The sequence below is a fragment of the Deinococcus sp. NW-56 genome, from assembly GCF_002953415.1.
Classification (GTDB): domain Bacteria; phylum Deinococcota; class Deinococci; order Deinococcales; family Deinococcaceae; genus Deinococcus.
Window position 1 is genome coordinate 1,221,996 of sequence record NZ_CP026516.1, and the last position, 13,376, is coordinate 1,235,371.

General features: G+C 70.4%; 9 protein-coding genes. 3 read left to right on the forward strand and 6 right to left on the reverse strand.

What is annotated here, in order from left to right; genetic code table 11:
- The first annotated feature begins 64 nt into the window (after window positions 1-64).
- Both C3K08_RS06150 and C3K08_RS06155 read left to right on the forward strand, forming a co-directional pair.
- Window positions 65-820, forward strand: coding sequence for an ABC transporter substrate-binding protein (locus C3K08_RS06150; RefSeq protein ID WP_104990507.1), 756 nt, complete (start codon window positions 65-67; stop codon window positions 818-820).
- Between the two features lie 155 nt (window positions 821-975).
- Window positions 976-1,758, forward strand: a complete 783-nt coding sequence (locus C3K08_RS06155) for an amino acid ABC transporter permease (RefSeq protein ID WP_104990508.1) — start codon at window positions 976-978, stop codon at window positions 1,756-1,758.
- Between the two features lie 67 nt (window positions 1,759-1,825).
- On the opposite strand, the gene C3K08_RS06160 is transcribed toward C3K08_RS06155, so the two are convergent.
- A complete protein-coding gene (locus C3K08_RS06160) occupies window positions 1,826-3,988 on the reverse strand; it encodes a TRAP transporter permease (RefSeq protein ID WP_104990509.1) in 2,163 nt (720 codons plus the stop codon).
- Window positions 3,989-4,060: 72 nt separating this feature from the next.
- Complete coding sequence (locus C3K08_RS06165) at window positions 4,061-5,026, reverse strand: TAXI family TRAP transporter solute-binding subunit (protein ID WP_104990510.1); 966 nt, start codon at window positions 5,024-5,026, stop codon at window positions 4,061-4,063.
- 129 nt (window positions 5,027-5,155) lie between these two features.
- Between C3K08_RS06165 and C3K08_RS06170 the strand changes: the two genes are divergently transcribed.
- Window positions 5,156-5,911: an amino acid ABC transporter ATP-binding protein gene (locus C3K08_RS06170; RefSeq protein WP_104990511.1), complete on the forward strand. Its 756-nt coding sequence runs from the start codon at window positions 5,156-5,158 to the stop codon at window positions 5,909-5,911.
- 72 nt (window positions 5,912-5,983) lie between these two features.
- On the opposite strand, the gene C3K08_RS06175 is transcribed toward C3K08_RS06170, so the two are convergent.
- The 4 genes from C3K08_RS06175 to C3K08_RS06190 all read right to left on the reverse strand — a co-directional run bounded on the left by C3K08_RS06175 (window position 5,984) and on the right by C3K08_RS06190 (window position 13,376).
- Window positions 5,984-7,225 (reverse strand): MFS transporter, encoded by a 1,242-nt coding sequence (locus C3K08_RS06175; protein ID WP_234009195.1) that lies wholly within the window; start codon window positions 7,223-7,225, stop codon window positions 5,984-5,986.
- Window positions 7,226-7,306: 81 nt separating this feature from the next.
- Entirely contained in the window at window positions 7,307-8,947 is a 1,641-nt protein-coding gene (locus C3K08_RS06180; protein WP_104990512.1) for a chloride channel protein, read from the reverse strand.
- Between the two features lie 56 nt (window positions 8,948-9,003).
- Window positions 9,004-10,455 (reverse strand): alpha-amylase family glycosyl hydrolase, encoded by a 1,452-nt coding sequence (locus C3K08_RS06185; protein ID WP_104990513.1) that lies wholly within the window; start codon window positions 10,453-10,455, stop codon window positions 9,004-9,006.
- A 440-nt stretch (window positions 10,456-10,895) separates the two neighbouring features.
- Window positions 10,896-13,376 carry a phosphoenolpyruvate carboxylase gene (locus C3K08_RS06190; protein WP_104990514.1) on the reverse strand — a complete coding sequence of 827 codons (2,481 nt, stop codon included), beginning with the start codon at window positions 13,374-13,376 and terminating at the stop codon, window positions 10,896-10,898.

Sequence of the window (13,376 nt, forward strand, 5' to 3'; positions counted from 1 at the left end):
TTCTCTTCATAGAGAAACGCTAGAGTAGGCCGCAGCATCCCCAGTGTTTCCCGGAGGTCCATCCATGAAACGAGCCCTGCTGACCCTGACCGCCCTCGCCCTGCTTGCCGCCAGCGCCGAAGCCCGCACCTGGGCCGACATCAAGAAGTCCGGCACCATCAAGGTCGCCACCGAGGGGGCTTTCCCGCCCTTCAACGTCCTGAAGGGCAAGCAGCTCACGGGCTTCGAGGTCGAACTCGCCGAGGCCCTCGCCAAGCAGCTCGGGCTGAAGGTCGAGTGGACCACCCAGCCCTTCGACAACCTCTTGATCGGGCTGAACCAGGACCGCTACGACTTCGTGATCGCCAGCCACGGCATCAACCCCGAGCGGGCCAAGGCCGTGGACTTCGCCAACCCCCACTACTGCACGGGCGGGGCCATCGTCGCCAAGCCGGGCGGCCCGATGACAGCAGCCGCCCTGAAGGGCAAGCGGGTCGGCGTGCAGGTGGGCACCACCTACCTCGAAAATGTCCGCAAGGTGCCCGGTGTGGGCGAGGTCAAGACCTACCCTACCGACACCGCCGCGCAGGCCGCGCTGATGGCGGGCCGGGTGGACGCCTGGGTGGGCGACAAGTTCACCGGCATCGACCTCGTCAAGGCGCAGAAGGGCAAGGTCAAGCAGGGCGACCTGCTGTTCAACGAGCGCGTGGCGATGGCCGTCAAAAAGGGCAACAGCAGTCTCCTGAAGGAACTGAATGCCGCACTCGCCAAGGCGCAGCAGAACGGCACCTACGCCAAGCTGAGCCAGAAGTACTTCGGGCAGGACGTGCGCTGCCGGTAAGTCTGGCGGCGGTGCGCGGGGGAGGGGGCCGCTCGGCTCGCCTCCCCTTGACGTGCGGGCCGCTTGGGCAGCCTGTGGCTGTGGCATCATCGCGGAATGCAACAGGTGCTTCATTCCTTGGCGCCCGCGTGGGCTGATCTGCGCCGGAGCGCCGCGTGACCGCTCCCACCCGCAAGCCCCTGGGGGGGCTGGCCCTGCTGGGCTGGGTGGTCGGGGCGGCGGCGGCCTTCCTGCTGCTCTTTTACGTCATCACCCTGATCCTGCGCCAGATGCCCGACCCCATCGGCCCCCGCGCGGACCTCTTCGTGGAGGGGGCGAGGGTCACCCTGCAACTCACGGTGGTGAGTGGGCTGATCGGCCTGCTCGTCGGCATCCTGGCCGGAATCATGCGCACGAGCGCCCTGTGGATCGTGCGGGCGCCCGCCAGCCTCTTTATCTGGCTGATTCGCGGCACGCCGCTGCTGGTGCAGATCCTCTTCGTCTACAACGCGCTGCCGCTGATTCTCCAGGGCATCGGCATCGATCTGGAGCTCAACGAGTTCTGGTCGGCGGTGATCGCGCTGTCGCTCAATGTCGGGGCCTACAACGCGGAGGTGGTCCGCGCCGGGATTCTGGCGATTCCGCGTGGGCAGACCGAAGCCGCCCGCTCGCTGGGTCTCAGCGGCGGGCAGACGATGCAGACGGTGGTGCTGCCCCAGGCGATGCGAGTGGTGGTGCCGCCCCTCGTCAACAACCTCGTGGCGCTGCTCAAGGACTCGTCGCTGGCGTCATCCATCGCGCTGCTGGAGCTGACCCTGGCGGGAAACCGCGTCTCCAGCGAAACCTTTCAGCCCATCCCGGTGCTGACCACCGTGGCCTGCGTATACCTCGCCCTGACGACCGTGATGACGCTGTTCACCGACCAACTGGAGAAGCGGGTGAAAATCGCGACGCGGTAGGGCCTCCCCAGTCGTCAGCAGAAAGCCCCCAGCCTGTGCGCTGGGGGCTTTCTGCTGGGCGACTCCCTTACGCCACCGCCACCCCCGGCGGCTCGTTCCGGCTCCCGGCCTTCTGCCAGAAGTACACCCCGGCGATCAGGGCCAGCGCCGCGAGGTTCCAGACCAGCGCGGTGGGGATGATCAGGATGAAGGAGGCGGCCAGCAGCGCCAGCGTCTGCACGGGGTTCGTGCGGCGGTGCAGGTAGCGCAGAGTGGCGGCGCTGAAGGCCACCAGCCCCAGGAACGCGAAGAGGATCATCGGCACCGCCTCAGTCCAGGGCAGCCCGCCGAGGCGGTTATTCGCGATCAGCAGCAGTGACGGGTTGAAGAACATCATGTAGGCCAGCAGCGCCGTCCGCAACTCGTACTGAAAGGCCTGTACGCCCGTCGCCACCGGATTCCCCCCCGAGATCGCGGCGGCGGCGAAGGCGGCCAGCGCGACCGGGGGCGTCGAGTCCGCCATGATCCCGAAGTAGAAGACGAACATGTGGACCGGGAGCATCTGCGCCGGGTTGCTCGTGTCCAGCCCCGCGATGCGGGCGATGATGGGCACGATCAGCGCACTCATCAGGATGTAGTTGGCGGTGGTGGGCAGGCCCATGCCCAGGATCAGCGCGATCAGTTGCGCCATCAGCAGCACCACCAGCATGGTCCCGACCGTCACGACCGAGGCCGTCTCCACGCCGGGCAGCAGGCCCCCGAGCGCCGTGAACAGCCCCCGGAACGCCCCGCTCACCGTCTCCACGATGTCGGCCAGTCCGAAGCCCAGCCCGGTGATGGTCACGATGCCGACGATGATTCCGGCGGCGGCCGTGGCGATGGCGATGCCGATCATGGAGCGGGCGCCGCTCTCCGCCGCCTCGACCAGCCGCTTGCCGCCGTCCAGCAGGCCGTGGCCGACCCCGCGTCCGTCCTGCCGCCCCCGCCAGGCCTCCTGCACCAGCAGCATGCCGATCATCAGGAAGATGGTATTCAGCGCGACCCGTTCGGGGGTGGCTTCTGGATTGATGGTCAGCGTGCCGATCAGGTAGACGAGCGGAATCAGGTAGTACCAGCCTGCCCGCATGGTGCGGCGCACCGAGGGCAGTTCCTCCTTCGGAAGGCCGCGCAGCCCCAGCTTGAGCGCCTCGATGTGCGTGACCACCAGCAGCGCCCCGTAGCACAGGAAGGCGGGAATTGCCGCCGCGAGGATCAGCGTGCGGTACTCGATGTTGAGGTTGCTCGCCATGATGAAGGCCGCCGCGCCCATCACCGGAGGCATCAGTTGGCCGTTGCTGGAACTGGCGACCTCAATGGCCCCGGCTTTCTCGGCCGAGTACCCCACCCGCTTCATCGTGCCGATGGTGATGTTGCCGCCCGTGACCACGTTGCTGACCGACGAGCCGCTGATGATGCCGTTCAGCGCACTGCTCAGCACGCTGGCCTTGGCCGGGCCGCCCCGGAAGCCGCCCAGCAGCCCCTGGGCCACGTTCATGAACCACTCGCCCGCGCCGAGCTTGTCGAAGATCGCCCCGAACAGCACGAACAGAAAGACGATCTGCGCCGACACCCCGATGGCGGTGCCGAAGATGCCCTCGGTGTTGGCGAACAGTTGCCCCACCACCTGCGGCCACGTCTGCCCCGCGTGGAGCTGAAGCTGCGGCCCCAGGTCGCCCCGGATCAGGCCGCGTGGCCCGGTCAGCGCGTAGAGCATGAATACGCTCGCCACGATGGGCATGGCGATCCCGACCGTGCGCCACGCCGCGAGCAGCAAGAGCACGATCAAGGCACTCCCCACCCACACGTCGGTCGGGTTAAGCGCCCCGCCCTGCACGTTGGCGATGGTGGGGTACTGGGTGATCAGGTAGACGGTTGTCGCCACCGCCCCCGCTCCCAGCATCCAGTCGTACCAGGGCACCCCCCGCTGCGCGTGCCCCGGCGTCTTGCGCGGGGTGAAGACCAGGTAGGCCAGCGCGAAGGCGAAGGCGAGGTGCGTGGCCCGCAGCAGCAGGGTGTCCACCGTGCCGACCTGCGCGGCGTACATCTGAAAGCCGCACCACGCCAGCGCGATCAGGGTCACCAGCAGCTTGGAAAAGCCGAACAGTTGCCGCCCGCCCGTCTCGTTCGCCTCCACGATCTCCAGGGCGCGGCGTTCGCCCTCCGTCAATTCCAGCGCCGGATCGGTCGAGATCGGCCTCGTGGGGTCACTCATAGGCTCCTCATTTCATCAGGAAAGGGAAGGGCCAGCCGCATTGAATCGGGCGGCTGGCCCCAGGGGAAAGGGTTAGCGGACGTTGACGCCCTTCTCGCGGAAGAAGCGCACGGCGCCGGGGTGCAGCGGCGCGGGCAGCCCCTTGACCGCCTTGGCGTAGGAGAAGTTCTGCGCGAGGGTGGGGTGCAGCGCCTTGAGCGCCTCCTCGTTGCCGAAGGCAGCCCGCATCGCCTTGTAGACGGCATCGGCCGACACGTCGGAGGTCGTCACCAGGGTCGCCTGCACCGCCACGCTGGGGACGGTCGCGCCCACGCCCTTGTAGGAGCGGGCGGGCACGTTGTAGCGCACGTAGAAGGGGTACTTCTTGATCAGCGCGGCAGCCTGGTTACCCGACACCGGTACCATCTTGATGTCCACCGTCTGCGCGATCTGGCTGATGGCGCTGGCACCCACGCCGACCGTGTAGAAGAGCGCGTCGGCCCGCTTGTCCTGCATCAGCGTGATGCCCTGCGCGGGCGAGACCCGCAGCGCCTGCCCGAGATCGTCGAAGTTCAGCCCGTAGGCCTCCAGCACCTGCCGCGCCGTCTGCTCGGTGCCCGAGCCGAGGTCCCCGATCACGACCCGCTTGCCCTTCAGGTCAGCGATGGAGTTGATGCGGGCGTCCTTGCGGGCGACCACGTGCAGCACCTCGGGGTAAAGGACGGCCATCGTGCGGATCTTGCTGTTCGCCTTGCCCTGGAAGGCTTGCAGGCCGGTCCCCCGGTAGGCGTAGTAGGCGACGTCGTTCTGGGTAACGGCCGCGTCGAGTTCCCCGGTGCCCAGCGCCGTCATGTTGAAGACGCTGCCGCCCGTCGAGCGGGCGTTGGCGCGGACGCCCGTGTTCGCGTCGGTGATCAGCTTCGCCATGCCGGTGGCGACCGGGAAGTACACCCCGGTGGTGGCCCCGGACCCGATGGTCAGGAAGGTGGTGCCCTGCGCGGCGGCGAGGGCCGCGGTGCCCAGGACGGCGGCGGTCAGCAGTCGGTTGCGGTGCTTCATGGGGTCTCCTCGTGGGGGGCTGCGCCGCTGGGAGCAGCCCCCGCTGTGAAAGGGGGTGTGCGGGCAGCTTAGCACCGGGTAAGGGTGCCCGGCGGCTTCCCGGCCCACCGCCCCCGCTACACTGCCCGCATGACCCAGCCCGCTTCTTCCCCTGAGCCCATCATCGTCGCGCAAGACGTGCACAAGCATTTCGGCGCCTTCCACGCCCTGCGCGGGGTCAGCGTGACCGTGCAGCCCGGCGAAGTGGTCGTGGTGATCGGGCCTTCGGGCAGCGGCAAGAGCACCTTTATCCGCACCTTGAATGCGCTCGACCCCCACGATCAGGGGAGCATCGTCGTGGACGGCATTCCCCTGCAAGGTGCCCGCAATCTCGACGCGGTGCGGCGCGAGGTCGGGATGGTGTTTCAGTCCTTTAACCTCTTTCCGCACCTCACCGTGCTCGACAACGTGACCCTCGCCCCCACCCGCGTGCGGCGCACGAGCAAGGCCGAGGCTCAGCAGCGTGCCCTGGACCTCCTGCGCCGGGTCGGGATCGAGGAGCAAGCGGGCAAGTTCCCCGCGCAGCTCTCCGGCGGGCAGCAGCAGCGCGTCGCCATCGCCCGCGCCCTGGCGATGGACCCCCGCGTGATGCTCTTTGACGAGCCGACCTCGGCGCTCGACCCCGAGATGATCAAGGAGGTGCTCGACGTGATGAAGGAACTCGCCCGCTCGGGCATGACCATGCTGGTCGTCACGCACGAGATGGGCTTTGCCCGCGAGGTGGCCGACCGCATCCTCTTTTTCGACGCCGGGCAGATCGTGGAGGACACCACGCCGGAAGCCTTTTACACCAACCCCCAGCACGAGCGGGCGCGGGTGTTTCTGAGCAAGATTCTGGGGCACTGAGGGGCGGCCAGCCGTCAGCTGTCAGCTTTCAGCCCTTTTCGCTGATGGCTGACCGCTGAACGCCGACAGCCCTTAAGCATCCCGCCGCAGCCGCCCGCACGCCCACCACGCCGCCCCGTACAGGGCCGCACTCAGCACGAAGACCGCCGCGTAGCCTGCCGCATCCGCGAGCAGCCCACCGGCGACCGGAGCGAAGAGGGCGGCGCCCACCAGCGTGTTGAGGGTGCCGATGTAGCGGCTGCGCGACTCGGGCGGCGAGATGTTCAGCAGGTGGTTGGTGTGGCCGAGGTTGAAGCCTTGCAGCGCCACGCTGGAGAGCACGAAGACCAGCAGGTAGGCGAGGCTGGGCAGCCCCAGCGCCCCCACCGCAAGGGCCGTGAGCGGCGCGAGGCCCGCGCTGACGCTGGCATAGCGGATGATGCGCCGTGAGCCCTTGCGTTCGGCCACCCGGCGCCACAGCAGGTTGGAAAGGGGCGCGGCCCCGGTCAGCGCCATCACGAAGGTCCCCAGGGTGGCCGCCGGGTAGTGCAGGTCGCGCAACGCGTACACGGCGTAAAACGGCTCGGCCATGCTCGCCGCCGCCAGCAGCAGCCGCACCTGCAAGAAAGCCCGGAAGTGCCCGTCCCCCAGCGTCTGCGGAATCGCCCGCAGCTCGTCGCGCAGGTTGCCGGGCGGAAGCGGCTCGTCGGGCGGCTCCTCCACCCGCCCGAACACGCCGTAGCCCACCGTGAAGGCGATGGTCCCCAGCAGGAACAGCAGCGCGTAGTTGTAGGGAAAGGCGAGGTCCGATCCCAGGATGCCGCGCACCGCCAGCCCTGCTCCGAACGCGAGCAGCCCACCCCACAGGTTGCGGGTGGCGAAAAAGTTTGGGCGGCGCTCGGGCGGAACCGTCTTGCTGACGACCTCCAGAAAGGGCAGGCCCGCCACCCCCGACGCCAGCGCGTTGACCATCATCGCCAACACGAAGAGGGTCAGGCACAGGGCCGGGCGGTCGGCCAGCGTCGCCGCGACCACCACCATCGCCAGATACGTCAGCAGCCGCACCAGCGCGGCCGAGCGGTACACGGGCAGCTTGTAGGCCAGGGGCCGCACCCGTGCGGCGACGAGCAGTTGCGGCAGCATCCACCCGCCCCCCGCGATGGCGGGCAGCAGGCCGATCACGAAATTGGGCGCCCCCAGCCGCGCCGCGAAGCCCGCGACCACCACCGACACGCTCAGAAAGCCGTCGCCCACCGACACCAGCCAGCCGTTGAGGATGCCGAGCCGTTCGTTGGGAGTCCAGGGAGCGCGGGAAGGGGGCGGGGCGGCAGTCACCGGGGCATTATGGGGGAGCGTGCCTGGATCGGCGCTCAGCCAGATGGCTGAAGCCGAAGCCTCTGTGCAGGCAGTGGAGGCTCAGACTCCCGGCAGCCGCAGCACACCCTCCAGGGCGGCGTAAGCGTCGGGCCGGGCCAGGAAGACCAGCTCGTCGTCGGCGGTCAGGCGCATCTGGGGACGCGGCACCCGCACGGCGCCGCCGCGCACCACGCCCACGACCTCCACGCCGGGGGGCAGCGAGAGCACCGAGAGCCGGGCGCCCGCCCAGCTGCGCGGCACCGGGCGGCGGTAGAGTTCCTGCTCGGACTCCAGGGGGGCCAGGCCCGTCTCGGCTTCCTCGGGCGGGGCGGCGTGCAGGGGCAGCAGGGGAGCCGGGGCAGCGGGAGCGCGGCGAATCGTGACGGCTCCCGCGCCCGGCAGCAGCACGGGCAGGGGCGCGGGACTCTGGGCGCGGGAGCGCAGCTGCGCGGGCAACAGGCCCGTTTCGCCGCTCAGGGCGTGGGCCAGCCCGGCGGTCACGAGGGCGGCGGGCAGCAGCGCGTCCCCGCCCCAGGCGACCACCAGCAGCGCGGCGGCGAGGGGCGCGTTCAGCGTGACGGTCACGAAGGCCACGATGCCCACGAGCGCGGCCAGGGTAGGGTCAGCCCCCAGCACGGAGCCCAGCCCCACGCCCAGCAGCCCGCCCACCCCCACCGACGGGAGGACCCCGCCGCCAAAGGCCAGCCGTGCCCCCAGCGCCAGCAGCAGCCAGCGCCACGCGCCCTCGCCCAGCGCTTCCTCGCCCAGAAAGCCCGAGAGGCCCACCTGTGCCCAGCCGGTGCCGTCGCCCAGGACGGCGGGGGAGGCCCAGAATGCGAGCGCCGCTGTGAGCAGCCCGAAGGCCGCGCCCAGCGCCACCCGCCGGTGGCCCCGCGTCCAGGCGTCGGGTACGCTGCGGCAGACCAGCAGCGCCGTCCACCCCAGCAGCGTGACGGCCAGCGCCACCCCGACGAGCGGCCCCACCCCCGCGAGCGTGGGCACGCCCACCTCCGGCACGCTCAGCAGCGGCAGGAAGCCGAAGGCCAGCCCGTACACCGCATACGCCGCGACCGAGGCCAGCACGCAGGGCATCAGCACCTCGAACTCGAACTCGAAACGGCGGTAGAGTACCTCGGCCACGAGGACCGCCGCCGCCAGGGGCGCGTGCAGCACGGCGCCCAGGCCTGCCGCCGCTCCCGCCAGGGTCAGGCTGCGCGTCTCCACCGCGTCCAGCCGGGTGGCCCGCCCGAGCAGCCACGCTCCCAGTCCCCCCAGCACCGTGTAGGGCGCGTCCCGGCCCACCAGCAGCCCGGCCCCGTGGCCCAGCAGCGTGGCCGCCAGCGTCCGCAGGTGCGTGGACAGGGTCGGCGCGTCGCCCCGCGTGTGGGCACCCCGCACGAGTTGGTTCAGCGGGTCACCGTCCTCGCGCGGAATCAGCCAGACGTAGGCGGCCCCCATCAGCGGAAGCGCGAGCAGGCCCCACGGCAGCGCCTCGCCGAAGGCCATCAGCAGCCCGCCCTCGCCGGGGGTGCCGGGGGGCGAGAAGCCGGTGAGCCACGCGCCCGCCTCCAGCACCCGCTCCAGCAGCAGTCGCAGCCCCACGCACAGTGCTCCCACCAGCCCGCCCAGCAGCACGCTCAGCACCACCAGTCGCCCGGTTTCCAGGCGGGTCAGGACGGCGCGGGGCAGGGGAGAACGCATCGCGCTGCATGGTAGTGCAGCGGCGCAGGCTTAGGCGTTTGGGCCTAGCCTCGCGCCTACTTCAGCGCCAGCGTGAAGGCCGCCGCGTCCCGCCCCGGCAGGCTGAGGTGCAGCCAGCCCCCGCTCACGCTGACCTTGGCGTCCTGCCCGGCGTACAGGCTGCGGGTCACGGCCTGGGTGCCGCCCCCCAACCCCAGGGTACTCAGCCGGATGGAGTACGTCCGGCGCTCGCGGCCCCCGTGCCAGGCGGCCAGCACGCGCTCCTGTCCGCTCTGGCGCACGAGGAGCAGCAGGTCGTCCTCCAGACGGGCGGGGACGGGCAGCAGCGTCTGGCTGCCCACGCTCAGCGCCCGGCTGGCCTTGCGGGCCGCAATCGCGCCCTGGGCGGCCCCGAACACCTCGCGCTCGGCGGGAGTCCACTCGTTCTCGAAGCGCATGGAGCGGCGGTTGTCGGGGTCGCCCCCCCCGCGCATGGCGATCTCGGTGCCCTGGTAGATCACCGGGACTCCCTTGAGGGTCATCAGCGCCCGCAGGCCGTAGCGGGTGCGGGCCTGCCCCTCGTCCTCGAAGAGCGAGCCCTGCGCGAAGCGAGGCACGTCGTGGTTGTCGAGGAACAGCGCGACCTCGCCGGGGCGCACGAGTTCGTCCTGCCGGGCCAGCACGTTCGCCACGTTCGTCAGGCTGGCGCTGCCCATCACGCTCTGACGCATCGCCCCTTGCAGGCTGAAGAGAAAGAGGCTGTCGAAGCCCGCCTTCTGCCAGTCGGCCACCGTGCCCGTGTCCGCGTCATACCACTCGCCCAGCGTCCACGTCCCGGCGGCGCGGTCACGGTTCAGCAACTCGCGCAGGAAGCCGCCCTCCACATGCTTGATCGCGTCGTAGCGGAACGCATCCACGCCTTGTTTCCGCCAGAAGTCGGCGTTCTCCAGCAGGAGCTGCCGCACTTCCGGGTTGCTCTGGCGCAGGTCGGGCAGGCCGGAGAGGGGGCAGTCCACGTCGCGGTTCTGGCTGGCCGCGCACTGAGCCTCCCCGTTAAACCACGCAGGCTTCTGGCGCACGGTCGGCGCTTCGTACCCGTAGTGGTTGATGACCTGATCGAGCACGACGCGCATCCCCGCTGCCTTCGCCGCCGCCGTGAACTTGCCGAAATCGGCCAGGGTGCCAAAGTGGGGGTCCACATCGCGGAAGTCGGCGGGCCAGTAGCCGTGATAGGCCGCCGTGTCGAAGGAATTGGCCGTCTGCTGGCGGTAGACCGGCGTGAGCCACACCGCCGTCGCGCCGAGCTTCTGAATGTAGGGCAGCTTGGCGGTCAGGCCGGGCAGGTCGCCGCCGTGCCACGCGCGGAGACTGGCGCGGTCCACGCCCGCATTGTTGGTCTGGTCGCCGTCGAAAAAGCGGTCGGGCATGACCTGATAGATGATCTGGCCCTCGAAGGAGGGGAGGGCGGGGGCGGTCTGGGCGGCTGCGGCCGAGGCCAGCAGCAGGGCGGTGAGGGGGAGGGGGCGCATGGAGAGAGGGTAGCGTGTGGGGGGCCTGGCTGGGTTGCTGGGGGTGTTTTGAGCCGGGCATCTTGATTCGGTTTGCCCCCACCCCCAGCCCCTCCCCCCAGACTCGTAGAGCTGCGGAGCAGAGGGGGCAGGGGAGCGGCGCTGCGCTGGGCAAAGGTCGTCCCTCCATATTCCAGCCCGCTCAGCCCGTGCCTGTTTCCCCCTCCACGCCATCCTGCCGCTCAAGGGAAAGGCCTCGGCGCGGACGCGCCGAACGGCTCGTCTGCCTTGAACGTGGACTCGCAAGGTAGGAACGCTGAGGACGGCTGACACAGGAAAAAGACGGCTTTTGCGAGAGCATGTTTTACCCCTCGCCCCCTGCAGGTGACTCGTAGAGCCGCGAAGCGGAGGGGCGTTGCAAAGCAACTGGGTGAGGGGGCGTGGACCACCCCCGCCCCCCCTCACCCCGTATTCCGCACCCCCGCCGCGATTCCCTGCAGGCTCAGCAACAGCGGGCGCTCGAAGGTCGCTTCGCCCTCTGCCTCCGCCCGGGCGCGGCGCAGCAGCTCGGCCTGGATGCGGTGGATGGGGTCGATATAGGGGTTGCGCAGCCGGATGCTCTCGCGCAGCCTCGGCTCGTTCGCCAGCAGCTCGGCCCCCACGGCTTCCTCGACCAGCCGCACCGTCTCCGCGTAGGCGTCCTTCAGCCGTGCGGCGAGCGGGCTGCCTCCGGTCAGGCGCAAGTACTCGTCGAAGATCAGGAGGTCCGTCTTGGCGAGGCTCATCTGCGCGTTGTCCAGCACCGAGCGGAAGAAGGGCCAGTCCCGGTACATCGCGCCCGCCAGCTCGGGACCGATCTCGCGCAGCCCCTCGCTCAACCCGTACCAGCCGGGGAGGTTGGCGCGGTTTTGCGTCCAGCTCATCACCCAGGGAATCGCGCGGAGGTTCGACAAGGTCGGCGCTCCGGGCCGCCGCACCGGGCGCGAGGCGATGTTCAGGCGCGAAATCTCGTGGATGGGGGTGACGGCCTCGAAAAAGGGCAGGAAGTCGGGGTCGTCCACCAAGGCGCGGTAGGCGGCGGCGCTCGCCTCTGCCGCGCGGCCCAGCGCCGCCGTCCACTCGGCGGGCGGCTCGGCGGCGGGGCGGGCGGCGGCGAGGAGCATCCCGTAGAGGGCCTGTTCCAAGTTGCGCCGCGCCAGCACCGGGTGGCTGTACTTGTCGGCCAGCGCCTCGCCCTGCTCGGTGAGGCGTAGCCCCGCGTCAATGGTCCCGGCGGGCTGCCCCAGAATCGCCCGCGACGCCGGGCCGCCCCCCCGCCCGATGGACGTGCCGCGCCCGTGGAAGAAGCGCCAGCGCACCCCCGCCCGGCGGCAGACCTCGCTGAGCTGCCGCTGCGCCTCGTGCAAGGCCCAGTTGGCGGCCAGGAACCCCGCGTCCTTGTTGGAGTCGGAGTAGCCCAGCATGATCTCCTGCACGTCGTTTCCCAGCACCGCCCGGTACTCGGGCAGGGCCAGCAGCTCCCAGACGATCCCCGGAGCGCGGCGTAGGTCGGCCAGCGTCTCGAAGAGGGGCACCGGCAGCACCCGCACCCCCACCTCCCGCGCGAGCAGCAGCGGCTCCAGCACGTCGCTGACGCTCTCGGCCATGCTGATCACGTAGCGCCCGAAGGCGCGGGGGCCGCTCACCCGGATCGCGGCCCGCACCTCGCGCAGCGGCCCGATCGCCGTTTCCAGCTCGGATGTCAGCGGCTCCCCAGCGGGCCACAGCGGACGGCGGGAGCGCAGTTCGCGCGTCAGGACCTCCTGCCGGGCGTGTTCGGGCAGAGCCAGGTAGTCGGCCTCCACCCCGGCGGCGGCCAGCAGCCGGGCCACCGCCGCCTCCGTCTGCCCGCTGTGCTCGCGGACATCCAGGCTCACGAGGTGGGTGCCGAACACCCGCGCCACCGTCAGCAGGGGAGCGAGCAGCCGCCCGGCACTGCGGTGCTGCCCTTCCGCCACGAGCCGTTCCCGCAGCGCCTCCAGCCGGGGCACGAGGTCGGGGACGGTCCCACCCTGCACCTCCGCGTACAAGGCCTGAATCTCGGTCCGGAAGGTGCCGCCGCTGTCCTCCAGCTCCTCCTGGCTGAGGTCGGCGTAGGCGCGGCGCAGGGCAGGCAGCAGCAGCTCGCGTGCCCGCTCGCGGTGCAGGGCCAGGGCCTCGCGGGTGGCCTCCGGCGTCACGAAGGGGTTGCCGTCGCGGTCGCCGCCCATCCACGAAGAAAAGGAAAGCGGCAGGCTCGCCGCCGTCTCCCGCCCGTACACCCGCCGAAAGGCCCCGGTGAGATCGCGCTGCAGCTCCGGCAGCGCCCGCGCGATGGAGGTGAGGTAGGTCAGCCCGCCCTTGACCTCGTCCTGCACGGTGGGCCGCAGCCGCCGCAGTTCGGGGGTGCCCCACAGCGCCTCGACGTGCGCGGCGACCTCCTCCTGCGCCTCCTCACGCTCCAGGTCGGGCAGAGCGCGGGCGATCTCGACGAGGTGGTGCCGCACCGTCCGCCGCCGCATCTCGGTGGGGTGGGCGGTGAAGGTCAGGCCGAGGTTCAGCCGCCCGATCAGAGCCTCCGCGTCCTCGGCACTCAGGCCCTGCGCCTTCAGCTCGGTCAGTGCCCCCTCCAGGCTTTGAGGCCGTACTCCCTGCGTCCCCGACAGGACCCGCACCCGCTCGTATTCCTCGGCGAGGTTGACAAGCTGGAAGTACCAGGTAAAGGCCCGCACGAGGTTGGCCGCCGTGCCCGCGTCCAGTTCTCCCAGCAGCGTGTGCAGGTCCGGGTCGTCGCCCCCCGCCCGCACCTCGCGCACGAGGCGGCGCACCTCCTCCACGAGGTCGAAAAAGCTTTCCCCCTCCTGCTCCCTGAGCACCTGCCCCAGCGTCCGGCCCAGCAGGTTCACGTCGTGGTTCAGCGCCAT

Bases quoted from the DNA above. Each gene is read 5' to 3' on its own strand.
- C3K08_RS06150 (WP_104990507.1), top strand. From the start codon at position 65: ATGAAACGAGCCCTGCTGACCCTGACCGCCCTCGCCCTGCTTGCCGCC.
- C3K08_RS06160 (WP_104990509.1), bottom strand. From the start codon at position 3,988: ATGAGTGACCCCACGAGGCCGATCTCGACCGATCCGGCGCTGGAATTG.
- C3K08_RS06165 (WP_104990510.1), bottom strand. From the start codon at position 5,026: ATGAAGCACCGCAACCGACTGCTGACCGCCGCCGTCCTGGGCACCGCG.
- C3K08_RS06170 (WP_104990511.1), top strand. From the start codon at position 5,156: ATGACCCAGCCCGCTTCTTCCCCTGAGCCCATCATCGTCGCGCAAGAC.
- C3K08_RS06180 (WP_104990512.1), bottom strand. From the start codon at position 8,947: ATGCGTTCTCCCCTGCCCCGCGCCGTCCTGACCCGCCTGGAAACCGGG.
- C3K08_RS06185 (WP_104990513.1), bottom strand. From the start codon at position 10,455: ATGCGCCCCCTCCCCCTCACCGCCCTGCTGCTGGCCTCGGCCGCAGCC.
- C3K08_RS06190 (WP_104990514.1), bottom strand. From the start codon at position 13,376: ATGGCGCTGAACCACGACGTGAACCTGCTGGGCCGGACGCTGGGGCAG.